The sequence below is a fragment of the Streptomyces sp. NPDC048269 genome (genome assembly GCF_040652395.1).
Taxonomy (GTDB): Bacteria; Actinomycetota; Actinomycetes; order Streptomycetales; family Streptomycetaceae; genus Streptomyces.
The window spans coordinates 25,453-47,503 of sequence record NZ_JBEZLW010000039.1 but is presented as its reverse complement, the minus strand read 5'-3'; the positions used below and the strand labels follow the sequence as shown (position 1 = coordinate 47,503).

General features: G+C 71.2%; 20 protein-coding genes and 2 pseudogenes. 18 read left to right on the top strand and 4 right to left on the bottom strand.

Annotated features, from left to right (window positions below; all coding sequences use genetic code 11):
* Positions 1 to 67: 67 nt before the first annotated feature.
* The 8 genes and pseudogenes from AB0D48_RS29615 (at position 68) to AB0D48_RS29580 (ending at position 8,400) form a co-directional block, all read left to right on the top strand.
* A complete protein-coding gene (locus AB0D48_RS29615; protein ID WP_362403569.1) occupies positions 68 to 709 on the top strand; it encodes a hemerythrin domain-containing protein in 642 nt (213 codons plus the stop codon).
* A gap of 81 nt (positions 710 to 790) precedes the next feature.
* Positions 791 to 1,777: a GNAT family N-acetyltransferase gene (locus AB0D48_RS29610; protein WP_362403566.1), complete on the top strand. Its 987-nt coding sequence runs from the start codon at positions 791 to 793 to the stop codon at positions 1,775 to 1,777.
* A gap of 56 nt (positions 1,778 to 1,833) precedes the next feature.
* The gene (locus tag AB0D48_RS29605) at positions 1,834 to 2,499 is read left to right on the top strand and encodes a DUF4097 family beta strand repeat-containing protein (protein WP_362403563.1); all 666 of its coding nucleotides are present in this window, start codon (positions 1,834 to 1,836) and stop codon (positions 2,497 to 2,499) included.
* A 60-nt stretch (positions 2,500 to 2,559) separates the two neighbouring features.
* The gene (locus AB0D48_RS29600) at positions 2,560 to 3,777 is read left to right on the top strand and encodes a serine hydrolase domain-containing protein (protein ID WP_362403560.1); all 1,218 of its coding nucleotides are present in this window, start codon (positions 2,560 to 2,562) and stop codon (positions 3,775 to 3,777) included.
* A 292-nt stretch (positions 3,778 to 4,069) separates the two neighbouring features.
* Positions 4,070 to 5,260, top strand: a pseudogene (locus AB0D48_RS29595) (glycosyltransferase); the annotation flags it as partial.
* An 18-nt stretch (positions 5,261 to 5,278) separates the two neighbouring features.
* On the top strand, positions 5,279 to 6,016 hold the full coding sequence (locus AB0D48_RS29590) for a class I SAM-dependent methyltransferase (RefSeq protein WP_362403611.1): 738 nt from the start codon (positions 5,279 to 5,281) through the stop codon (positions 6,014 to 6,016).
* Between the two features lie 100 nt (positions 6,017 to 6,116).
* Positions 6,117 to 7,001, top strand: coding sequence for an alpha/beta fold hydrolase (locus AB0D48_RS29585; RefSeq protein ID WP_362403557.1), 885 nt, complete (start codon positions 6,117 to 6,119; stop codon positions 6,999 to 7,001).
* Positions 7,002 to 7,188: 187 nt separating this feature from the next.
* Positions 7,189 to 8,400 carry a glycosyltransferase gene (locus AB0D48_RS29580; protein WP_362403608.1) on the top strand — a complete coding sequence of 404 codons (1,212 nt, stop codon included), beginning with the start codon at positions 7,189 to 7,191 and terminating at the stop codon, positions 8,398 to 8,400.
* Between the two features lie 353 nt (positions 8,401 to 8,753).
* On the opposite strand, the gene AB0D48_RS29575 is transcribed toward AB0D48_RS29580, so the two are convergent.
* On the bottom strand, positions 8,754 to 8,972 hold the full coding sequence (locus AB0D48_RS29575) for a hypothetical protein (RefSeq protein WP_362403554.1): 219 nt from the start codon (positions 8,970 to 8,972) through the stop codon (positions 8,754 to 8,756).
* Positions 8,973 to 9,526: 554 nt separating this feature from the next.
* Here AB0D48_RS29575 and AB0D48_RS29570 point away from each other — a divergent pair.
* Together AB0D48_RS29570 and AB0D48_RS29565 are read left to right on the top strand one after the other, a co-directional pair.
* Positions 9,527 to 10,057, top strand: a complete 531-nt coding sequence (locus tag AB0D48_RS29570) for an HD domain-containing protein (RefSeq protein WP_362403551.1) — start codon at positions 9,527 to 9,529, stop codon at positions 10,055 to 10,057.
* Positions 10,058 to 10,212: 155 nt separating this feature from the next.
* The gene (locus AB0D48_RS29565) at positions 10,213 to 10,788 is read left to right on the top strand and encodes an aminotransferase class V-fold PLP-dependent enzyme (protein ID WP_362403605.1); all 576 of its coding nucleotides are present in this window, start codon (positions 10,213 to 10,215) and stop codon (positions 10,786 to 10,788) included.
* 292 nt (positions 10,789 to 11,080) lie between these two features.
* Here the strand turns inward: AB0D48_RS29565 and AB0D48_RS29560 are convergent, their stop codons facing one another.
* Positions 11,081 to 11,236 carry a hypothetical protein gene (locus AB0D48_RS29560; RefSeq protein ID WP_362403548.1) on the bottom strand — a complete coding sequence of 52 codons (156 nt, stop codon included), beginning with the start codon at positions 11,234 to 11,236 and terminating at the stop codon, positions 11,081 to 11,083.
* Positions 11,237 to 11,546: 310 nt separating this feature from the next.
* Between AB0D48_RS29560 and AB0D48_RS29555 the strand changes: the two genes are divergently transcribed.
* The 8 genes from AB0D48_RS29555 to AB0D48_RS29520 all read left to right on the top strand — a co-directional run bounded on the left by AB0D48_RS29555 (position 11,547) and on the right by AB0D48_RS29520 (position 20,944).
* Positions 11,547 to 12,809 (top strand): ATP-grasp domain-containing protein, encoded by a 1,263-nt coding sequence (locus AB0D48_RS29555; RefSeq protein WP_362403545.1) that lies wholly within the window; start codon positions 11,547 to 11,549, stop codon positions 12,807 to 12,809.
* Positions 12,810 to 12,825: 16 nt separating this feature from the next.
* Positions 12,826 to 14,055 (top strand): SidA/IucD/PvdA family monooxygenase, encoded by a 1,230-nt coding sequence (locus AB0D48_RS29550; RefSeq protein WP_362403542.1) that lies wholly within the window; start codon positions 12,826 to 12,828, stop codon positions 14,053 to 14,055.
* Entirely contained in the window at positions 14,052 to 14,429 is a 378-nt protein-coding gene (locus AB0D48_RS29545) for a cupin domain-containing protein (RefSeq protein ID WP_362403539.1), read from the top strand. The genes AB0D48_RS29550 and AB0D48_RS29545 overlap by 4 nt, the downstream gene beginning before the upstream one ends.
* Positions 14,422 to 15,525, top strand: coding sequence for an FAD-binding oxidoreductase (locus tag AB0D48_RS29540; RefSeq protein ID WP_362403536.1), 1,104 nt, complete (start codon positions 14,422 to 14,424; stop codon positions 15,523 to 15,525). Before AB0D48_RS29545 ends, AB0D48_RS29540 begins: the two co-directional genes overlap by 8 nt.
* On the top strand, positions 15,522 to 17,153 hold the full coding sequence (locus AB0D48_RS29535; protein ID WP_362403533.1) for a class I tRNA ligase family protein: 1,632 nt from the start codon (positions 15,522 to 15,524) through the stop codon (positions 17,151 to 17,153). Before AB0D48_RS29540 ends, AB0D48_RS29535 begins: the two co-directional genes overlap by 4 nt.
* On the top strand, positions 17,150 to 18,397 hold the full coding sequence (locus AB0D48_RS29530) for a hypothetical protein (protein ID WP_362403530.1): 1,248 nt from the start codon (positions 17,150 to 17,152) through the stop codon (positions 18,395 to 18,397). Before AB0D48_RS29535 ends, AB0D48_RS29530 begins: the two co-directional genes overlap by 4 nt.
* Positions 18,390 to 19,673, top strand: coding sequence for an MFS transporter (locus tag AB0D48_RS29525; protein WP_362403527.1), 1,284 nt, complete (start codon positions 18,390 to 18,392; stop codon positions 19,671 to 19,673). The genes AB0D48_RS29530 and AB0D48_RS29525 overlap by 8 nt, the downstream gene beginning before the upstream one ends.
* Before the next feature lie 71 nt (positions 19,674 to 19,744).
* Positions 19,745 to 20,944 (top strand): low specificity L-threonine aldolase, encoded by a 1,200-nt coding sequence (locus tag AB0D48_RS29520; protein ID WP_362403524.1) that lies wholly within the window; start codon positions 19,745 to 19,747, stop codon positions 20,942 to 20,944.
* Between the two features lie 208 nt (positions 20,945 to 21,152).
* Here AB0D48_RS29520 and AB0D48_RS29515 read toward each other — a convergent pair.
* Positions 21,153 to 21,669, bottom strand: a pseudogene (locus AB0D48_RS29515) (transposase); the annotation flags it as partial.
* On the bottom strand, positions 21,600 to 21,965 hold the full coding sequence (locus AB0D48_RS29510; RefSeq protein ID WP_362403521.1) for a hypothetical protein: 366 nt from the start codon (positions 21,963 to 21,965) through the stop codon (positions 21,600 to 21,602). The gene AB0D48_RS29510 and the pseudogene AB0D48_RS29515, both read right to left, overlap by 70 nt.
* Positions 21,966 to 22,051 lie beyond the last annotated feature (86 nt).

The window sequence follows — 22,051 nt, the reverse complement described above, 5'->3', positions numbered from 1 at the left end:
GCAAGATCGTTTGAGGCATGCATGTACGCATGAAGAACCGTGAAGAACGCCGCGTTCGTCCGGCCCGATGAGCGACTCCATCGACCTGACCTTGATGTACGCGATGCATGGCGCCCTGCGCCGGGACCTGGCCCAGCTCGACCGGGTCACCACCGCCGCGGACCGTGACCCCGTGCGCGTACTGGCCACCGCTGCCGGATGGACACTGTTCAAGCAGGCCCTCCGCGCGCACCACGCTGCCGAGGACGGCGCGCTGTGGCCGTCACTGCGGCAGAATCTGGCCGGCAGCCCGAAGGACCTGGCGCTGCTGGAGGTGATGGAGGCCGAGCACGCCGCCATTGCTCCGGTGATCCAGGCCATCGACGAGCTGCTGACCGAGCCCGGAGCCGACCCGCTGCGGCTGGGCCAGCTCACCGACGCGCTGACCCGCGGCCTGGCTGGACACCTCAAGCACGAGGAGGACACGGCCTTCCCGCTGATGCGGCGGACGCTGACCGCCGAGCAGTGGGCCCATTTCAGCCAGGTCCACGCCCAGCACATCGGCAAGGACGCACCACTTCTGCTGCCGTGGCTCCTGGACGGCGCCGACAAGCCGACCATGACGAGGCTCCTCGCCCAGCTGCCCGCGCACGCGTACGCCGCCTGCACCGCCCGATGGATCCCGGCCTACACCGCTCTCGACCACTGGAGTCCAGGCACCACGGCCTGACACACCTTCACCACCCGCCGCCCTCTCGGTCCATCGCCCGGCCGAATTCGCCCCTCGACCTCCACCACGAAAGCCATCAAAGTGTCCCCATCTGCACACGTCACTCCGCTCCAACGCGTCTCGGATACCGACGCCGCCGCGTGGCACCAGGTCGTCGCCGCCTCGACGGCCCACGACCTGCCGGGAGTACCGGCCCCCGACCCCGGACATATCCACGCCCAGCTCACCCAGCCTGCCCTCGGCAGCCGTCGGCTGACCTGGCTCGCCACCGCGGCGGACGGCGCCCCCGTCGGAGTTGCCGGCCTGCGGCTGTTCACCTCAACGGGCCAGCAGCACCTGGCCGAACTGGAACTCCACGTCGATCCCGCACACCGGCGCCTGGGAACCGGCACCCTCCTCCTGTCGGCGGTCGTGGCGGCCTGCCGCGCCGAGGGCCGGCGCAGCCTCGTCGCGACAGCCGCGGCCGCCAGCCCGGGCGAGGCGTTCAGCGAGCGCCACGGCTTCCGCCGGGTGCTGGCATTGGACCACCTGCTGCTCGACGTCGCGCGGGCCGACGCTGCCGCGGCCGACACCGAGTACCCCGGCTACGAACTGGCCTGCTGGACCGGCACGGTTCCCGACGACCTGGCCGAGGCGTTCGCCGCTGCCAAGAACGCGATGAACGACATGCCCATGGGCGACATGGACTACGGCAGCCAGACCTGGACCGCCGACCGGGTCCGGGCCATGGCCGAAGTGCTGGCCGACCGCGGTGACGTACTGCTGACGACCGCTGCGCTCTGCAAGGGGGAGATGGCCGGATACACCGAGATCGTCATCCGTGCCGGGGAGACTCGCCGGGCACTGCAGTACGACACCGTCGTGGTGCCCGCACACCGCAGCCACGGGCTCGGGCTATGGGTCAAGGCAGAGATGGTGCGCAGGCTCCGCGCCGAGCAGCCCGGAATCGTGGAGATCGAGACCGACAACGCACAGGACAACACACACATGCTCGCCGTGAACCGGCAGCTGGGTTTCCGCTTCCACCGCAGCACCCACGAACACCAACTCGACCTGCCCACCACCTGACCACTCCACCACCTGGCCATTCCACGGCCTGACTACCCCATCAAGGAGAACGTCCCATGCAGAAGTTCGAGACCCCCGACGCGATCGCCGCCGTGGTGGAGATACCCGCCGGACGCATCAGCCTCCTCGCCGCCGACCGCGCCGAGACCACCGTCGAGGTGCGTCCCGCGGACGCCGGCAAGGGCCGCGATGTGAAGGCCGCGGAGCAGACCACGGTCGAGTTCGGCGACGGCGTGCTGCGCGTCGTCGCGCCGGAGGCGAGGAACCAGGTGCTGAGCAACCCCGGATCCGTCGAGGTGACGGTTCAGCTCCCCACCGGCTCCCGCGTCGAGGCCGCCTCCGCCGCCGCAGAGGTGCGCACCGAAGGCCGGCTCGGCGACGTCGCCGTCCATGGCGCCCACCGCCGCATCGAGATCGCCGACGTGGAAGGCCTGCGCCTCACCTCTGTCGACGGCGATGTCCACGTCGGCCGGCTGGGCGGCTCAGCGGAGATCTCCACCGCGCGGGGCGGCATCACCATCGGCGAGGCGGTGCGCGGCACGGTGGTGCTCCGCACCCAGCACGGCGACATCTCGATCGCCGCCGCCCCCGGCGTCTCCGCCACGCTGGACGCCGACCCCCGCCACGGCCGCGTCAGCAACGCCCTGAAGAACAACGGCTCCCCCGTGCTGAAGATCAGCGCCACCAGCGGCAACGGCGACATCTCCGCGCGCAGCCTCTGACCCCCGCATCCGTCACCTCCTCCTTCCCGACACTTCCACCCGACCAGGGAGCACCCCACCATGTCCCAGTTCACCCCTTCCGGACAGCGCAAGATCCGCGACGTGCTGGCCCGCCACGTAGACTCCGGCAAGATCCCCGGCGTCGTCGCCCTGTACAGCAAGGACGACGAGACGCACGTCGAGACGCTGGGCGCGATGGAGCACGACGGCGGCGCGCCGATGCGCCGGGACACCATCTTCCGGATGGCGTCCACCTCCAAGCCGGTCTCGATAGCGGCGGCGATGGTGCTGCTCGACGAGTGCCGGCTGCGGCTGGACGACCCGGTGGACCGATGGCTGCCGGAGCTGGCCGACCGTCAGGTGCTGAAGGCGTTCGACGGCCCGATCGACGACACGGTCCCGGCACGCCGTCCGATCACCGTCCGGGACGTGCTGACCTCCACCTTCGGCCTCGGTATGGACATGACCTCCATCGGTACGCCGATCATGAACGAGGTCTTCGCACAGGGGCTGACGCCCAACCTGCCCACCCCGATGCCGGAGCAGGACGAGTGGCTGCGCCGCCTGGGCGCCCTGCCGCTGATGCACCAGCCCGGAGACCACTGGCAGTACCAGCTCGCCAGCGACCTGGCCGGCGTACTGGTCTCCCGGGTGACCGGCAAGACCTTCGAGGAGGCGCTGCGCGAACACGTCTTCGGCCCGCTGGGGATGGAGGACACCGGCTTCCACGTCCCGGACGACAAGATCGACCGGCTGCCGGTCCTCTACGCGCCCGACCCGGAGTCCGGCGAGTTCCACGTATGGGACGAGTCCAAGGGCGGCCGTTGGAACATCCCTCCGGCGTTCCATGGCGGTGGCGGTGGTCTGGTCTCCACCGCGGACGACTACCACGCCTACTTCAAGATGCTGCTGAACGGCGGCAAGCACGGCGGCGAGCGCGTTCTGTCCAGGCAGGCGGTGGAGCTGATGACCACCAACCGCCTCACCCCCGCGCAGAACGCCGCCCGCACCGAGCTGGCCACCAACAACGTCCACATCTCCTTCGGCCAGGGCCAGCACGGCGGTTGGGGCTTCGGGATGGCGGTGCGGACCTACCGCGGCGACTACGCTCCCGTCGGCCAGTTCGGCTGGGACGGCGGCGCCGGCACCTCCACCTACGCCGACCCCGTCAACAACGTCGTCGGCATCCTCCTCACCCAGGTCGGCACATCGGTCCCCGACTCGGTCCACCTGATGCACGACTTCTGGACCACTCTGTACCAGGCGATCGAGGACTGATCGCCGGCAGGTCCGTTCCCTCAGCACATGCGGATGGGGCAGTGGTCGGACTGCACCCATGCCGCGCCCGGAGCGGGCCGGGGCCCACGTCGCGATGGACTGCTACGCCCTCGTTTCCGTACCCGGAACCGAAGGCACCCGCGAACTTCCCTGGGCCCGCTGATCCAGCTGATCAGCGCCGCCCGACACGAACCCGCCCCAACGGGCGCGAGGCAAGCAGGACCCGGAAGATCCGGATCCTGCCGCACCGACGCCGGCCGATGCCGGCACCTACAGAAACGAGAAGCACGACATGCGTGTGCTGTTGATGGCGTACGGATCCCGCGGCGACATCGCGCCGCTGGCGGGACTGGCGGCGCACTTGCGGAAGCTCGGCGCGGAGGTACGCGTGTGCGCACCGCCGGACGAGGAGTTCGCCGAACTTCTGGCCGGTGTCGGCGCGGAACTGGTGCCCTTCGGGCGGGACGTGCGCGCGCTGCGGACGGGAGCGCCGCCGTCGGACGCGGCCGCGTTCGCGGCGGAGCTGGTCGCCGCGCACTTCGACACGGTCGGCAAGGCGGCCGAGGACTGTGACGTGCTGGTGGCGAGCGGTCTGATGCCGGCCGGCGCCCGCTCGGTGGCCGAGAAGCTGGGCATCCGCTACGTGTACGCGGGCTTCCACCCGTTCGAGATGCCCTCCCCGCACTACCCGCCGCCGCCGCGGCCCGGCCCGCCGGCCCCGCCCGACATGACCGACCGCCGGGCCCTGTGGGACCTGGACACCCAGAAGGTCAACGCCCTCTACCTCCAGACCCTCAACGCCCACCGCGCGGCGATCGGCCTCGTCCCCGTGGACGACGTCCGCGCGCACGTCTTCACCGAACGGCCGTGGCTGGCGGTGGACCCGGTCCTGGGCCCGTGGCAGGAACTGCCGGACCTCGACGTCGTGCAGACCGGTGCGTGGATTCTGCCCGACGAACGCCCTCTGCCCGCCGACCTGGAGGCGTTCCTGGACGCCGGCACCCCGCCGGTGTACGTCGGCTTCGGCAGCATGCCCATGAGCACAGCCACCGACATTGCCCGGACAACCGTCGAGGCGGCCCGTGCGCAGGGCCGCCGCGTGCTCGTCTCCCGCGGCTGGGCAGACCTGGGTCCGGTCGACGATGCGGGCGACTGCTTCGCCGTCGGCGACGTCAACCACCAGGCGCTGTTCCGCCGGGTCGCCGCCGTCGTACACCACGGCGGCGCAGGCACCACGACCACCGCCGCCCGAGCCGGTGCACCCCAGGTGGTGGTCCCCCAGTTCGTGGACCAGCCGCACTGGGCCGCCCGCGTGGCCGAACTCGGCATCGGAGCGGCCCACGACGGCCCGACCCCGACCTTCGAGTCCCTGTCGGCCGCTCTCAGGACGGCCCTGGCCCCCGAAACGGCAGCACGGGCGAAGGCCGTCGCCGGTACGATCCGCACCGACGGGACGACGGTGGCCGCGAAGCTGCTCCTCGACACGGAGCACGCCGCGCCGATGAGCCGCGAACAGATTTCCAAGATCGCCCATGCCGACCACCCGATCAAGTCCCCGCTCGACGACGACTCGGTCAGCCGGCTGCTCGAACGCGGCCTGCCGCGAGGTGACGAGCGAGTCCTCGACCTCGGATGCGGCACGGCGGAATGGCTGCTGCGCGCCCTGGCCACGCGCGCGCACCTGCACGCCGAAGGCGTCGACGTCTCCGAAGTCGCCCTGACGCAGGCCCGCCAGGCAGCGAGCAGACTCGGGGTCGACGAGCGCCTGGTTCTCCACCAGCAGGAGGCCGCGGACTTCGTCTCTCCACAGCCGTTCGACCTGGTGATCAGCGTCGGCGCCACTCATGCCTTCGGCGGTCTCCTGCCCACGCTCGCGGCAGCCCGCGAGCACCTGGCTCCCGGCGGCCGCGTCCTGATCGGCGAGTCGTTCTGGGACCGCGACCCGTCACCGGCGGCCGTCGAGATGTTCGGTGACCTCGACGACCTGGCGACCACGGTGGACCGCCTCGTCGCCGACGGCTGGACCCCGGTCCACGGCCACGTCAGCACCCGGGCTGAGCTGGACGCCTACGAGTGGGCCTGCTGGGGCTCGCTGGCCGCATGGGCTCTGGACCACCCCGCGGATCCGGCCGCCGCGCAGGTGCTGGAAACGGCCAACGCCCAGCGTTCGCAGTGGCTGCACGGGTATCGGGACAGCTTCGGCTTCGTCTGCATGGTGCTGCGTCGGACCTCGGAGTGAGGCGTAGGCCGCTGGCAAGCCCACGCACCCAAGACGTCCCCCGCACCCGGGGCCCTGCCATGGCCGCAGCCCCTGCGGCGGCCGGAAAGTGAAGAAACAGATGCAACCGACGTTCGTACTCGTGCACGGAGCATTCGCGAACTCCTTCTCCTTCGCGCCCCTTCAGGCGGAACTCGGCCTCCTCGGGCACCGCTCTGTCGCCGTCGACCTGCCCGGTCACGGGTTCCAGGCGACCTTCACCCACGCCTATCAGGCGCCGCAGGACCCCGCCGGTCTCGCGAGCGCGCCCGGCTCGATCAAGGGCGTCACGCTCGCGGACAACGTCGCGCACCTGATCGGCATCCTCGAACGGGCCAAGCGGAACGGCCCCGTGATCCTCGTCGCCCACAGCCGCGGCGGTGCCACGGTCACGGCCGCTGCCAACGCGCGCCCGGACCTGATCGACCGCCTCGTCTACGTCTCGGCCTGGGCCCCGGACGACCTCGACGTCAACGACTACTACGCCGAGCCGGAGATGGCCACGGTCGACCCCGTGGCCTTCGCCGCGGCGCTGGCCGGGAACCCCGCCGTCCTCGGCCTGCTCCGGGTCAACTTCCGTACTGCGGACCCGGACTCGCTCGCGGCGTTCAAGGCGGCCTTCTTCGCCGACGGCACCGACGAGCAGTTCCTCACCTTCCTGAACACCTTCCAGCCCGACGAGAACCTGGACGCCGGCAGCGCCGCCGACCGGGCGCAGGCCGCCACCTGGGGCCGCATCCCGAAGACCTACATCCGCCTGGCCGGCGACGCGAGCCTGCCCCTCGCCGTACAGGACCGGCTGATCCGCGAGGGCAACGAGCTGACGCCGGACAACCCGTACGACGTCCGCACGCTGGAGGGCAGCCACCTGAAGTGGCTGGTCGACCCCGCGCCGGCGGCCCGCATCCTGTGCGAACTCGCCACGCTCCCCGCCCCGTCCGCGCAGGGCGCGATCGGAACGGCGTGAACGGTTCGGCGGTGGTGGGACAAGGAACGAGAGTGTTCATGTGGGTGCACCCACCACCGCCCCGGCACTGAGACGGACGCCGACCGGGTGACAGCCTTCGCCACGGCCGTCACCCGGGCTCCACGCCGACCCAGGATGGTCGGCCTGGCCAAGAAGCTACGGAAAATAGGAGATCAACGAAGTGCGTGTGGTGTTGTCGACTTATGGGTCACGTGGGGACGTCGAACCGTTGGTAGGGCTAGCGGTGCGGTTGCGGGAACTCGGCGCGGAGGTGCGGGTGTGCGCGCCGCCGGACGAGGACTTCGCGGAGCGGCTGGCCGGGGTCGGAGTGTCCATGGTGGGCGTCGGGCAGTCAGCACGCACGCTGACTACTGCGGCGCCACCGCCGTCGAAGGTCAACCTGCCCCAACGCGCAGCGGAATTGATCGCCAGTCAGCTGCAGGTGATACCCGCGGCAGCCGAAGGGTGTGACCTGCTGGTGGCGACGGGCGCAATGCCAGCCATCGCCGGGGCGCGGTCGGTGGCCGAGAAGCTGGACATCGGCTACGTATCCGCGATCTTCCAGCAGCTGACCCTGCCCTCGCCGCACCGCCCGCCGCTGGCGTACCCGGGGCAGCCGTTCCCGCCGGAGGTGACCGACAACCGGGCACTGTGGGACCTGGACGCCCAGAGCATCAACGTGCTGTTCGGTGAGGCGCTCAACACCAACCGGACGTCGATCGGCCTGCCGCCGGTGGACAACGTCCGCGACTACGCCTTCGGCGACCGGCCGTGGCTGGCGACGGACCCGGTGCTGGACCCTTGGCTGGAGACGCCGGACTACGACATCGTACAGACCGGCGCGTGGGTGCTGCCCGACGACCGGCCGCTCCCGGCTGATCTGGTGGCCTTCCTGGATGCCGGCGCGCCGCCCGTGTACGTGGGCTTCGGCAGCATGGCCGTGCGCGCCGGGGAGGACGCGGCCCGGGTGGCCATCGAGGCGGTCCGCGCGAGCGGCCGCCGGGTACTCGTCGGGCGTGGCTGGGCGGACCTGGGCCTCATCGACGACCGGGACGACTGCTTCGCCGTCGGCGAGGTCAACCACCAGCAGCTGTTCGGACGGGTAGCCGCCGTCGTGCACCACGGTGGCGCGGGTACGACGACGACGGCTGCTCGGGCCGGCGCTCCCCAGGTGGTGGTGCCCCAATTGGCGGACCAGCCGTACTGGGCTGGCCGGGTGGCCGAGCTGGGCATCGGCGTAGCGCACGATGGTCCGGTGCCGACCGCCGAGTCCCTGTCGGCCGCGCTCAAGACCGCCCTTGAACCGGAAACCGGCAGCCGGGCGAAGACCGTGGCCGGCACGGTCCGCACCGACGGGGCGATGGTGGCCGCGAAACTGCTGCTCGACGCTGTCAGCTGAGAGACGTGAGAGGGGTCCGCGAGAACCACGCGGACCCGTCCTGCCAGGGTCAGTGCCCGGCGCCGGGTTGCACCGCCAACTCCGTACGCCCGAAGAGGCCGGCCGCATTTTCCCGTAGGGCCACGACAGCCGCCCGACGTCGTAGCACCGGCGAGCAAGACAACCGGCCGCCGAGTTCATTCTGTCAGGAGTTCCAAGCGGAGCCTGGGTCTGCGCGACGTCGGCCGCCCACGGCACAGACAGGAGTCTGCGTGCCGCCATCCGGGTGGGTGAACCCACGACCGAGGAACAGGCCGTCGGCACGAGCGCCTCGGGTCGTCGGTAGTGAGCCGACGACCCTGGGTCGCGCGTGGTCAGTAGCCGCTGCTGCCGTAGATCCGCTGGCCGTTGTACGTGCCGCCCTGGCAGTACCAGTAGCCGGTGCTGTGCTTCGCCGGCTTTCCGCCGCCGTACTCGCAGTCGGCCCAGGAGACCTGGGGTGCGGCCGCCTCGGCCGCGAAGGGCCCGGTGAAGCTCATTCCTGCGAAGGCCAGGGTTGCCAGGGCCAGGCCGAGCAGTCGTCGAACGCGCATGGCTTGCTCCTCTCGGGGTTAGCCCGTTCGGGCCTTCCCAGGATGACTGCGCGGCGTTTCCGTGGCATGTGTGATTACTCCAATCGGGTGACTCTGGGGAGCGGCAGGGTGCTGCGCCCGACGTCCTCCAGCCGGTGCGGGGCACGGCTTGGACGGCCGCTGGCGGAGATGTGGCAGACCCTCCGGCTCGGCGCGGGCTGGGGCATCAGTTCCGAACCCTGCAGCGGGCCCTTGCACGGACCGAAGCAGGCCCTGCGGCATAGGAGGCGGCGGTTGGCCCCGGCGACCGCCGCAAGGACGGCTGGGGCACAGGCCAGCGATGTGACGCGGTACACCACAAGGGGTCTGACGGGACAGGGGGCGCACGAATTCGTGGATCTTCCTCATTAACCGGCCTAACGCCGTCCGCGCTACCAGTCGGCACGGCCGGAAGGAGGCCGATCACTCCGACGTGTCGCGGTGAGAAGCCGTGACCCTGCCAAAGCATCCGCCGCTCCGCCAACTCTCGCGTGACTGAACGCTGCGACCCTGCAAACAACACCGATCAATGTTCGATGACACGCGCTCAACCGAATGCGAAGACCGGCTGGTGGTTTACCGGGAACGACAATCCCGAGAGCATCGCCGAGCACTCGTTCCGTGGGGGCATCGGCGGCGCTGTCCTGGCCATGATGGAGGGCGTGGACCCTGCCAAGGTCGCTGTGATGTGCCTGTTCCACGACACGCAAGAGACCCGCATCGGGGACATTCCGCACATCGGCCGCCGGTACATCGACGCGGCCACGAACGAGACCGTCACCGCCGACCAGGTCTCCGCCGCGCACCCGGCGGTCAGGTCCGGGGTACAGCGGGTCGTCGGCGAGTACGAGAACGGCGACACCCCCGAGGTGATCGTCGCCAAGGATGCCGACAAGCTCGAATGCCTGGTGCAGGCGGTGGAGTACGGGGCTCAGGGCTCCAGCCTGGTGCAGGACTGGGTCGACACCTCGTTGAACAGCCTCAAGACGGCGTCCGCGCAAGCCCTCGCGGAAGCCGCGGTGACCATGTCGCCCCTGGAGTGGCGCAAGACGTTCCTTGGCCAGTGACCAGGCCCCAGAACAGAAGCCCCCGCCCCGAAGGGCGAGGGACTTCTGCGCGTCGATGGCGGAGTGGCCGCTCTCGGTCTTGCGTGGCTCTACTCGCAGGCCACACCGTCGCCGACTATGCCGAGATGGCAGCCGTAGCCGGGTCACTGCGATAGATCGGCGACCTCGCCTCCCTCGCCGCCCACAAACACCACCGCCCCAAAAGCATCGGCGCCCTCTGCATCCGCGTCGGCACCCGCATCACCGCCCAGCAGAACGGCGGCGGGCAAGAACGCGGCCTACGAGCCGGCACCCCCGACGTCCCCGCCATCGTCGGCTTCGGTACTGCAGCTCACCTCATTTCCAGCGATAATGTCCCCGACGCCACGCGCATCCGAGCCCTCCGCGACCAGCTCCAGGCCCGGCTCCTCACCGCGATACCCAACGCGACGGTCAACGTCCACCCGCACCAGCGACCTCCCGGGAACCTGAGCGTCACTCTCCCCGGCACCGAAGCCGCCGACCTCCTCGACCGCCTCCCCGAGATCGCAGCCTCCACCGGACCCGCCTGCAACACCGGCAGCAGCGACCCCTCGCACGTCCTCACCGCCATCGGTCTCACCCGCATCCAGGCCCGCGGAACCCTCCGCCTCAGCCTCGGCCGCACCATCACCACAGAAGACATCGATAAGACCGTCGCCCTCATCGGCCGGGCCACCGCTACCGCCTGGTCGGTGACCAGCGCGGCATGACGGTTCGCACCGTAGCGGCCCGCGCCGTTCAACCGAGGCCGCTGTCCTGCACCACCTCGTGCCGAGTAGGCCGGGCACAGTTCGCAGCGCGCCGCGGCTGGCGCGGGTCAGGTTTCGGAGGCGTTGCTGCTGGTTCGCCGGTTCAGGGAGCGGATCAGCTCGGCGCGGATCAGGGCGGCCCGCCAAGCATCGACGCGTTCCCAGAACTGGACAACATGCTCGCTGTCTCCAACGCACCGTTCTCGGCAATGACCAGCAAACGCTGCTGGTTCTCGGCGACAAAGCCAGCCGCTCAGCAGGCCAGAACGGCGGCGCTGTCGCGGATCCTGGCGCGCTGGCCAGGTTGCGCCGCCTGCGCGATGCCGCGGACATCGCCCTCGAGAACGTGCCGCAAGAAGTCGCCACCGCCCTGGTGGACGAACTCCGTGAAGCCGGTGCGTGCGCCCACGCCGAAGTGGAGCAGTGGCCGCCCTCGCCGAGGCGACCGGTGGCGACGGCGTGCCCCGTCCGCCCGCGCCGGAGCCGGCCGAGGGGACGTCTCGCCGCTGAGAACCTTCACGAAGGCGTTCGGTCACTTCCGGGACCCGAACATGCGCTGACGGGGCTCTCGTTCCGGAAAATGCGCGGCTCGGGTTCGCTCTCGCAGATATTTTTGCGGTGATCCATTGACCGGGACCAAGACGCCCGGATAGAAAGATCACGATCAGGACCGCGATCACGAGTCCGGTCCATACAGCACTGCCTCGGGGGATTTCGCTTTGCCGCACACAGATGCACTTCGTCCTGCCCGCGTCCTCGTGGTCGAACCCGCCTCCTCCGGGGGCGCCACCCTGATCGGTGTCGCGGCCGAGATGGGACTGCGGGTCGTCGTCGCCACCGCCGACTCCGGCGATCGCCGGCTCTCCGACGCTGTGCGCGCGGCGGCCGACTCGGTGCTGACGGTGGAGACCAACGACCAGGCCGCCCTCGAAGCGGCCGTGCTCGAACTGCACCGGGCCGAGCCGTTCGAGGCGGTGCTGCCGGGCTCCGACATCTATGTGACGGCGACCGCGCGCGTCGCCGCGGCACTGGACCTGCCCGGCCTGCCCGTGGCGACCGTCGACCGGGTCCGGGACAAGAGCGTCATGCGGGCCGCAGTGGCGGAGGCCGGGCTGCGCACCCCGCGCTTCGCCCAGGCGACCACCGACGCCGAACTGCGCGCCGCGGCCGAACGGGTCGGCTTCCCCTGCGTGCTGAAGCCGGTCGCCTGCTCCGGCAGCATCCACGTCAGCCGCGCCGACGACCTCGACCAGCTCACCGCCGCGTTCCAGCGGCTCGTGACCGACCCGGAGCCCGACATGGGCAAGCTGCACGAGCACCGGGTGCTCGTCGAAGAGTACGTCCAGGGCCCCGAGTTCAGTGCTGACGGCTATGTTCTGGAGAGTGGCGAGGTCACCGTAGTCGCCCTCAGCCGCACGCTGCTCGGCCCCGAGCCCGACTTCGTGGAGCTGGGCCACCTCACCCCGGCCCTCGTCGACGACACCACCCTGAAGAGCGTCGAGGCGTACGTCGGCGACGTCGTCCGCGCCGTCGGCATCACCAGCGGCCCCTTCCACTGCGAACTGCGCCTGGCCGCCGACGGTCCGGTGCTCATCGAGATCGGCGCCCGGCTGCCGGGCGACCGGATCGTGGAGCTGCTGCGGCTCGTGACCGGCGTCAGCCTGCCCAGGGTGGCCGTCGCCACCGCGCTCGGCGTCGGCCTGGAGGCGGCCGGAGCCTTCGCGCGGCCGCAGGCCGAGAGCGCCGGCATCCGCTTCTTCTCCGCCGCGGGCCGCTCCTCGTACCAGGAGCTCACCGGGTGGCCCGAGCTGGAGGCACTGCCGGAAGTCACCGAGACCGCCGTGTACTTCGCGCCGGGTGAGACCATCCCGGGCGTCGAGGACTGCCGCTCACGCCTCGGCCACGCCCTGTTCACCGCCGACTCGCCGCAGGGCGCCCTCGACCGCTGGCAGGCGCTCGGCGACCTCGTCGTCCCGGCCTGACCCGGCGGATCCCACCATGAACGCACACATACTCGACTACGCGGCCGTCGGCATCGGCCCCGCGAACATGAGCCTCGCCGCGCTCGCGCATCCGGTCGAAGGGCTGCGCGGCGCCCACCTGGAACGCCGTGAGAGCTTCTCCTGGCACCCCGGACTGCTGCTGCCCGAGGCCACCCTCCAGGTCTCGCTGCTCAAGGACCTGGTGACGCTGGTCGACCCGACCAGCCCCTTCTCGTTCCTGTCGTTCCTCGCGAGTGAGGGCCGGCTCTACCGGTTCCTGGCCGCGGACTTCCCGGCCGTCCTGCGCGCCGAGTTCAACCAGTACCTCCAGTGGGTCGCCGGGCGGCTGCCGAGCCTGACGTTCGGGGCGGACGTGCGCAGTGTGGACTTCCACGACGGGGCCTTCCACCTCCGTACCGGCGAACACGATGTGACGGCACGTCATCTCGTGCTCGGTACTGGGCTCACCCCGTCCGTTCCCGAGCCGTTCCGCCCCTTCCTCGGCTCCACCGTCTTCCACTCCGGGGAGTTCCTGCTGCGGGCCCCCGAGGTGACCGGACGGCAGGTCGTCGTGGTCGGCGGCGGCCAGAGCGGCGCGGAGATCGTGCGCCACCTGGCGGCCGGCGCGGCCCCCGAGAGCATCACCTGGGTCAGCCGGCGCTCGTCGTTCCTGCCGATGGACGACTCGCCGTTCGCCAACGACCTCTACACGCCCGACTACGTACGCCGCTTCCACGCGCTGCCCGCCGACCACAAGGCCCGACTCCTGGAGCGGCAGAAGTACACCAGTGACGGCATCGACCTCCAAGTCCTGCAGGACATTTACCGGTTGAGCTACCGCGACGAGTTCATCGAAAACAACCCCGGCAGGCTGCGCTTCCTGGCGGACAGCGCGGTCACCGCGATCGAGGGTGGCCCCGACGAATGGAAGCTCGTCGTCGAGTCCTCGGGCCCGGAGGCACCCGCCGTGCTCGCCGCCGATATCGTGATCCTGAGCACCGGATACGCCTACGCGCTGCCGGACTTCATGGCTCCGCTGGACGCGCGGCTGCGGCGGGACGGCGGGACGCTCGTCGTCGGCGACGACTTCTCGGTCGCATGGGACGGGCCTGCGGAGAACCGGATCTACCTCCAGAACGGCGCCCGGCACTCCTGGGGCGTCGCCGATCCCAATCTCAGCCTGCTCGCCTGGCGCAGCGCGGTCATCCTCAACAGCATGCTCGGTGAGACGAGGTATCCGGTATGACCGCTCGTCAGGTCCCGCAGTTCCAGGCCGATGCGGTCGGCGTCCTGGTCCCCTTCGGTCCGACCGAAGTGGAACCCGACGGAGTGACCGTCGCCGAGGCGGACTTCGCCCGTTCGGTCTTCCCCCGCGTGCCGTTCAAGGCGGCCCGCTTCACCGTGCCGCCGGGCGGGACCAGCTCGCCCGACCAGCACGCGGTCCAGGAGATCTGGGTGGTCCACGCCGGATCCGGCACCCTGGAGGTGGACGGCGAACGGTCGCTCGTCGGGCCCGGCTCCCTGGTGGGCTTCGCCTCGAAGGCCGTCCACGAGATCTTCGCCGACCAGGGCGAGGAACTGGTCATCTACTCCTTCTGGTGGTCGGCGCCCGATGAGTGAGCGCACCACCGGGACCAGTGAGGCGCCCCACTACGACCTCGCCGTCCTCGGCGCGGGCGCGGTCGGCGCCCTCGCCGCGTACTACGCCGTGCAGCGGGACCCGGGCCGCCGCGTCGCCGTGATCACGCACGCCGGACGGGGGACGGGCGCGACCCGTCTCTCGGCCGGGTTCGACACGCCCACGGGGCACAACCCGGCCCAGCGCGCCCTGGCCGCCCGCAGCACCGCGCTCTTCGACGAGCTCGCCGCCGGACTCGGCGACGCCGGACGCGCGCCGGTCGACGTCCGCTGGCTGGTGGCGCGCGAGAACACGGCCGCGCTCGACGCGACCATGGCCGACGGCGGCCACACCCGCCCGGTCACCGGGGAGCAGCGGGCCCTGCTCGACCGGACGTTCCCCGGGCTCGCCCACGGCGGCCACGAAGTCCTGCTGGCCACCGCACCCATGACGGCAGGTCAGCCCCAATGGCTCACCGACCGGCTGCTCGACGAGGTCCTCGGCCGCCCGGACAACACCCTCCTGGAGGGCTTCCGGGTCACCGAAGTACGCCGTACGGGCGGGCGCGTCGAACTGGTCGCCGCCGACGGCAGCCGGATCACCGCCGCCAAGGCGGTCCTCGCGCCCGGCCCCTGGGTCCTCGACGGCCCCGTGGCGGCGGCGGCCCGCGAGCGCGGGGCCCGGGTCAAGAAGGTGGTGGCGTTCCACATCATGACGCCGCCCCCGCCGGGCGCCCCGGCACTCGTCCTGGAGGACGCCGACGCCTTCCTGCTGCCCCACCGCCCCGGCGGCCACTGGATCTTCAGCATCACCTCACCCGACTGGGACCGAGGCCCCGACGAACCGCTCGCCATCGACGCCCGCGACCGGGAACTCGCCCGAGCCCTGCTCGCCCGGCACGTACCGGGATTCCTGCCGCACCTGCTCGGCGGCCGCGTCTTCAGCGACTGCTTCACCCCCGGCCATCTGCCGGTCGTGGACACGGTCGGCGGTGACGACGTGGTCATGGCCATCGGCGGCTCCGGCTCCGGCTACCGACTCGCCCCGGCCATGGCCGAGGACGCACTGAACCTGCTCGACGGGAGAACGCGAACATGAGCCTGCTGACCGGGGACACGCACACCCCTCGGCACTACCTCCTGGTGCCGCCCGAGGCCACGCCCAACGGCCCCCTGCACCTCGGCCACATCGGCGGCCCCTTCCTGTGGTCGGACATGATCGCGCGGCATCTGCGGGTCCGGGGCGACCTGCCGTTGGTGATCACTGGCAGCGATGTGTACGAGTCGTACGTGATGCTCAGGGCGCACGCCGAGGACTCCACGCCCGGCGAGGTCGCCGCCCGCTACGGACAGCGCATCCAGGACGACCTGGCCGCGCTGCGCATCGGCATCGACGCGTTCATCGTCCCCGATCAGCAGCCCTGGCGAGAGCAGTTCGAGCAGGAGGTCGCCGCCTCGATCGAGCGGCTGACGGCCCGGGGCGCGGTGCTGACACGCACCGAGCGCGTGCCCTACTGCACGGCGTCGGACCGCTGGGTGGTGGGCGGCTGGCTCCAGGGCCGCTGCCCCGAGTGCGGTGCGGGCATCGCCAGTTACTTCTGCGAGGAGTGCAGTGCGCACTTCCTGCCCGAGTCGGTCGTCGAGCCGCGCCCCCTGCTCGACGAGGGGCCGCTGACCTGGCGGGAGATCTCCAGCCTCTTCCTGCGGCTGCCGGACCGCGACCTCCTGGACAGCACGCTCGTGGACCTGGGCGTCGCCGACCGCTACCGGGCGACCGTGGCGCGCTTCCTGGAGCGCGACGGCATGACCGTACGGCTGAGCGCCCCGCAGACGTGGGGACTTCCGCTGCCCGCGCCCGAGCCGGACGTGCCGCGCGCCCTCTTCCCGTACGCCGGGATCTTCATGTTCGCCCGCCTCGCCGGCGCGGTCCACGGCCGGCTCTCCGGCACCGGCGTGAACGCCTTCGACCCCGACTCCGGGGTCACCACCATCACCACCCTGGGGATCGACAACGTGATCCCCACCCTGGTCTCGATCGTCGGCACCAGCCTGCTGCACGGCGACATGAAGCCGTACGACCGGTGCCTGATCAACAACTTCTACCGGCTGGCCGGGCGGAAGTTCTCCACCAGCGCCCGGCACGCCATCTGGGCGGCGGACATCGCCGCGTCGCCCGCCATCGGCGTGGACACCGTCCGGTACTACCTCGCCGGGGCCGATCTGGAGTCCGGGGCGGCGAGCTTCGAGACGGCGGACTTCCTTCAGACCGCGAACGCCACGCTCGCCGACGGCCTCGGCAAGCGGATCGACGCCGCCTGGAGCCGGCTGCCCGAGGGGCCACCGCAGGCGCCCGCCCCGGCCGTCGCCGACCTCGTGGAATCCCTGCTCGCCGAGCAGTCCGCGGCGCTCGACGGCGCCCGTGTCTCGACCCGGCGCGCGGTCGCGGCGCTCGACCGCTGGTGCGCCGACGACGCGGTCGCCCACGCGGCCGAGGACGGCGCCTACTGGTGGCTCAAGGGCCTGTCCCTGCTGGCGTTCCCGGTGATGCCGGACCTCGCCGAGCTCGTCTGGCAGCGCCTCGGCGGCGCCGGAGAGCCTCGCGCGGCGGCCTTCCTCGCCAGGACCCCGGCCCACCGTGACCGGCCCGCGCCCGGCTTCGGCCGGGTGAGCGCCGCCGATCTCGACGCCTGCCTGCCCGACACCCTGCGACCGGGAGCGGACGCGTGACCGACCGGACCACACCGCTGTACGTCGTCCTCAACCGCTCCGGCGACGAGTTCGGCGAATACCACCGTTTCCTCGACGGCCACCTCTGCCGGATGGTGTACCTCACCACGCCTGGCGGGTTGCCCGCGCTCGACCAGGACGGGGCGACCGAGGTCCATGTGCGCGACAGCCTCGACCACGACGACCTGCTGCCCCTCGTACGGGAGATCGCGGACCGGCACGGCACGCCCGAGGCCGTCTTCGGCCAGTCCGAGTACGACATCCTGACGGCCGCCCGGCTCTCGGCCGCACTCGGCGTCCCCGGCGGCTACGGCCTCGACCTCGTCCAGCGGTTCAAGGACAAGCCCGCCATGAAGAGCGCGGTAGGCGCGGCCGGACTGCGGGTTCCCCGGTTCCGGAGCCTCGACGACGCGCCCTCGGCGGAGGCGGTCGTCGACGCCCTCGGCGGTCTGCCCCTGGTCCTCAAGCCGCGCGCCGCGGCGGGCTCCCAGGGAGTCACGGTCGTCCACAGCGCCGACGAACTGCGCGACGCGCTGGGGGGCGTCGACCCCGAGGCGTACGAGTGCGAGGAGTACGTCGACGGGGACATCTTCCACGTCGACGGCGTCCGCCGCTCCGGCCGCCTCCACTTCGTCACCGCTTCCCAGTACGTCCACACCTGCCTGGACTACGCACACGGCCGCCCGCTGGGCTCGGTCCTGCTCGACCCGGGCCCCCAGCGCGACGAGCTCACCACGTTCGCCGACCGCTGTCTGCGGGCGCTCGGGCTGCGCGACGGCGCGTTCCACCTGGAGGCGATCCGACGTCCGGGGGGCGAGCTGGTGTTCCTGGAGGTCGGGCTGCGGCCGGGCGGCGCGCAGGTGCCGTTCCTGCACGTCGACCTCTACGGCATCGACCTGTTCGCCGAGGCGTTCCGGGCGGCCCTGGGCCTGCCCCCGCTGTGGCAGCCGTCCGAACCGGTCGGGCCCCGGGCCGGCGGCTGGCTCATCTACCCCGCCCCGCGCGAGCTGCCCGGACGGGTCGTCGCGCGCACCTCGCCCGGGTCGGCCGTCCCCGAGGTCTACCACGAGGAACTGCCCGCGATCGGCCAGATCATGACCGGGCCCGGCAGCTATGACGAGGGCTGCGGGATCTTCCGGTTCCGAGGGCGGAGCGCCGCCGGGGTTCGCGCCGCCGTGCACACCGCGATGGAGGTGTACGGGCTGCGGACCGAGCGGGCCGAGGGAGCTGAGCCGCATGGCTGAGGCACGCCGGTACGGCATGCTGCACGCCTGGTTCCGGGAGATCCTTCCGGCCGCCGGGAACGCGCGCAGACTCGGCGTCCTCACGCTCATCCAGTCCCTGGGGCTCGGGGTGTTCCTCACCTCCAGCGCCGTGTTCTTCACCCGGACCATCGGTATCCCCGCCCAGCGCGTGGGCCTCGCCCTGTCGGTCGCCGGGCTCTGCGGACTGGTCTGCACCGTGCCCATCGGCCGGCTCGCGGACCGGCTCGGCGCGGCCCGGGTACTCACCGTCAACTTCCTGCTCGCGGCCGCCGGCTTCACCGCGTACTGCCTGGTGGACGGCTTCGCCGCGTTTCTCCCGGTCGCATGCGCCATCGCGGTCCTGGAGACCTCGGCGGGCGCGCTCCAGGCGTCGCTCACCGACGCGCTGGTGGGCGAGGCGGAACGAGTCAGGGTGAGCGCGCAGATGCGCAGCCTGTTCAACCTGGGCTTCCTCGGCGGCGCCGCGCTGGCCGGAGCCGCCATCGCGGCCGGCACCTCGACCGCCCTGTACGCCACGGTCCTCGCCAACGCCGCCCTCCAGTTGGTCTCCGTCGCCGTGCTGCTCGGAATGCGGCTGCCCGGGGGCGCCGGGCCCCCGGCCACCGCCGCCGAGGCGCCGGGCGGGGTGCTGCGCAGCGCCGCGCTGCGGGACGTGCGCTATGTGGCGGTCGCGCTGGTGTGCGGCGCTCTGGAGCTGTACCACCCGTTGCTGACGGTCGGTCTGCCGCTGTGGATCGTCACCGGCACCGACGCGCCCGCGCTGCTGGTGTCGGGGCTGCTGATCCTGGACACCGTCCTGGTGCTGTTGTTCCAGGTCACGGTCAGCAGGGGCGCGCGTACCCCGGCGGGAGCGGCACGTATGCTGCGTTGGGCGGGATGGGCACTGGGGGCGTCCTGCCTGGTCTTCGCGGTGAGCGGGGGACACGGCGCGCTCCTGGACAGCGCGGCCCTGCTGGGCGGCGCGCTGGTGCTTGTCCTCGGCGAGCTGTACCAGGCATCGGCGAGCTGGGGCCTGTCCTTCGGGCTCGCCCCGGCGGGCCGGCAGGGGGAGTACCAGGCGGTGTTCTCCCTGGGGCGCGGGCTCCAGCAGTTCGCCGGGCCGTGGCTGATGACCTCCCTGGTCGTCGGCGCGGCGGCGACCGGCTGGCTGGTCCTCGCGGCGCTCTTCGCCCTGCTCGGGCTCGCCGCGCCGCCGTTGGTGCGCGGCCTGGAGAAGGCCCGCGCGCGGACGGAGCCGGCGCCGGCGCCGGCCTGAGCGGACCGGCCGGCGCCCGTCCGGACCACATGTGTCACACCCGTACGACCGAAAACAAGTGAGCGAGCACCATGACCCTACAGCGACGACACGACCCGGACGAGCGCGGCTTCGCCAGCGACAACTACGCGGGTGCGCACCCCGAGATACTTGCGGCGATCGCCCTGGCCAACGGCGGCCACCAGGCCAGCTACGGTGCCGACGTCTACACCGAGCGCCTCCAGGAAGTGGTGCGCGGCCACTTCGGCCCCACCGCGCACACGTACCCGGTCTTCAACGGCACCGGCGCGAACGTGTTCGCGCTCCAGACCATGCTCGACCGCTGGGACGCCGTGGTCTGCGCCGAGTCGGCCCACATCAACGTCGACGAGGGCGGGGCGCCCGAGAAGGTCGCCGGGATCAAGCTCCTGACGGTGCCCACATGGGACGGCAAGCTTACCCCTGAGCTGATCGACCGTCAGGCATGGGGCTTCGAGGACGAGCACCGGGCCCGGCCCAAGGTCGTCTCGATCGCCCAGTCCACCGAGCTCGGCACCTGCTACACGCCGGACGAGATCCGTGCCATCTGCGACCACGCGCACGACCTCGGCATGCTCGTCTACCTGGACGGCGCCCGGCTCGCCAACGCCGCCGCCACCCTCGGCGTGTCCCTGCGCGAGATGACCACCGACGCCGGCGTGGACGTCCTCTCGCTCGGCGGCACCAAGAACGGGCTGCTCTTCGGCGAGGTGGTGATCGTGCTCAACGAGAACGCGGTGCGCGGCATGGCCCACCTGCGAAAGGCGAGCATGCAGCTGGGTTCCAAGATGCGTTTCATGTCGGTGCAGTTCGAGGCGCTGCTCGGCGGCGACCTCTGGCTGCGCTCGGCGGCCCGCTCCAACGCGATGACCCAGCGGCTGTACGAGGCGGTGCGCGAACTGCCGGGCCTGGAGATCCCCCGCCCGGTGCAGGCTAACCAGATCTTCGCCGTCCTGCCGCCGGCCGTCACCGAGCGTCTCCAGAAGCGTTTCCGCTTCTACACCTGGGACGAGCAGGCCGGCGAGGTCCGCTGGATGACCTCCTTCGACACCACCGAGGACGACGTGGACGCGTTCGCGGCGGCGATCGCGGAGGAACTGGCGGCGGAGCGAGGCCCAGGGTCGGCGGGCGCGCTGACCACGGCCGAGCGCGAGGAACTGGTGCAACTGCGCCGTAAAGTCCGCGAGATGGAAGAGACGATCGAAGTGCTTGGGAAAGCGCCCGCCTTCTCCGCGAACCGCAAGACGAAGTAGCCGGCGGCGGAAGCCTGGGGGTCGGTCGAGCGTTCTGGCCCCCGGGCAGGAGAAGCACGAAGAGGTCGTCCAGTTCCAGGTCTTACTGCTCGGCAGCATGCTCGGTGATCACGTGAGGAGGCTGCCCCGTCGCTGCCACGACCAGCGACGCTGTCGTGCGGTCGAGGGGCAGCCTCGAAGAGACCGCCGCTGACCAGCTAGCGCCCTGCTACATTCCAGCCGCCCGGCATCGTCCGGGTCTGTCCAGTAGACGGTGTAACCGTGGTTGGCCCGTAGGCCAGACTCGGTTGTTGGTGAGGCGTCCGTCGAAGGCTTGGAGTGCTCGCTTCCAGCGGGTCGTCCAGCGTTTGCGGCCGGCGCCGGTCGGGTCGAGGGACATCACCGCGAGGTAGACGCACTTCAGGGCGGCGTTTCTCGGAAGGGAAGTGGCCACGGGCACGGACCGCCCGGCGGATGCGGGCGTTGACGGACTCGATCGCGTTGGTCGTGCAGACGATCCGGCGGATCTCGGCGTCGAACTGCAGGAACGGGCCGAACTCAGCCCAGGCGTTCTTCCACAACCGGACGATCGCCGGGTATTTGCCGCCCCATTCCTCGCAGAACTCGAGGAACCGGCTGGTGGCCGCGTCCTCGGTCGGCGCGGTATAGACCGGCTTCAATGCTTTCGCGATCTTGTCCCAGTCCTGGCGGCCCGCATAGCGGAACGACGCCCGCAGCAGGTGAAGCCGTAGCGCAAGATGACGTGTGCGGGACGGAAGGGCAGGTCGTGGAGGATGGGAGCCATCACAGCGAATAGCTCATCGGCGTTTGGTCCGTAGGCGTAGAGGACCACCTCGCCACCGCCGAACTCGTTTCCGTCGAACTCGCCGACGTCGGCTTGCTCGATCGCCTCGGTGAGCAGGGACTGGGCCTGGCGTACGACCTCCCGTTGGCTTTGCCCGCCGAGGCCGTCATCGGCCAGCCGATAGCGAGCGATGACGGCATGCTCGATGTCGGTTTCTTCTTCGTCTGTGTCACCCATGGGGGAAACGCTCTCATACCGAACGGACACCGTGGCCGGCTCGCCGTCCGGGGGGCGGTCCGGAGGCGATCACGTCGGCAGATGCC

Bases quoted from the DNA above. Each gene is read 5' to 3' on its own strand.
- AB0D48_RS29570 (WP_362403551.1), top strand. From the start codon at position 9,527: ATGACACGCGCTCAACCGAATGCGAAGACCGGCTGGTGGTTTACCGGG.
- AB0D48_RS29520 (WP_362403524.1), top strand. From the start codon at position 19,745: ATGACCCTACAGCGACGACACGACCCGGACGAGCGCGGCTTCGCCAGC.
- AB0D48_RS29615 (WP_362403569.1), top strand. From the start codon at position 68: ATGAGCGACTCCATCGACCTGACCTTGATGTACGCGATGCATGGCGCC.
- AB0D48_RS29535 (WP_362403533.1), top strand. From the start codon at position 15,522: ATGAGCCTGCTGACCGGGGACACGCACACCCCTCGGCACTACCTCCTG.
- AB0D48_RS29540 (WP_362403536.1), top strand. From the start codon at position 14,422: ATGAGTGAGCGCACCACCGGGACCAGTGAGGCGCCCCACTACGACCTC.
- AB0D48_RS29545 (WP_362403539.1), top strand. From the start codon at position 14,052: ATGACCGCTCGTCAGGTCCCGCAGTTCCAGGCCGATGCGGTCGGCGTC.
- AB0D48_RS29525 (WP_362403527.1), top strand. From the start codon at position 18,390: ATGGCTGAGGCACGCCGGTACGGCATGCTGCACGCCTGGTTCCGGGAG.
- AB0D48_RS29550 (WP_362403542.1), top strand. From the start codon at position 12,826: ATGAACGCACACATACTCGACTACGCGGCCGTCGGCATCGGCCCCGCG.
- AB0D48_RS29575 (WP_362403554.1), bottom strand. From the start codon at position 8,972: ATGCGCGTTCGACGACTGCTCGGCCTGGCCCTGGCAACCCTGGCCTTC.
- AB0D48_RS29585 (WP_362403557.1), top strand. From the start codon at position 6,117: ATGCAACCGACGTTCGTACTCGTGCACGGAGCATTCGCGAACTCCTTC.
- AB0D48_RS29590 (WP_362403611.1), top strand. From the start codon at position 5,279: ATGAGCCGCGAACAGATTTCCAAGATCGCCCATGCCGACCACCCGATC.
- AB0D48_RS29510 (WP_362403521.1), bottom strand. From the start codon at position 21,965: ATGGGTGACACAGACGAAGAAGAAACCGACATCGAGCATGCCGTCATC.
- AB0D48_RS29600 (WP_362403560.1), top strand. From the start codon at position 2,560: ATGTCCCAGTTCACCCCTTCCGGACAGCGCAAGATCCGCGACGTGCTG.
- AB0D48_RS29605 (WP_362403563.1), top strand. From the start codon at position 1,834: ATGCAGAAGTTCGAGACCCCCGACGCGATCGCCGCCGTGGTGGAGATA.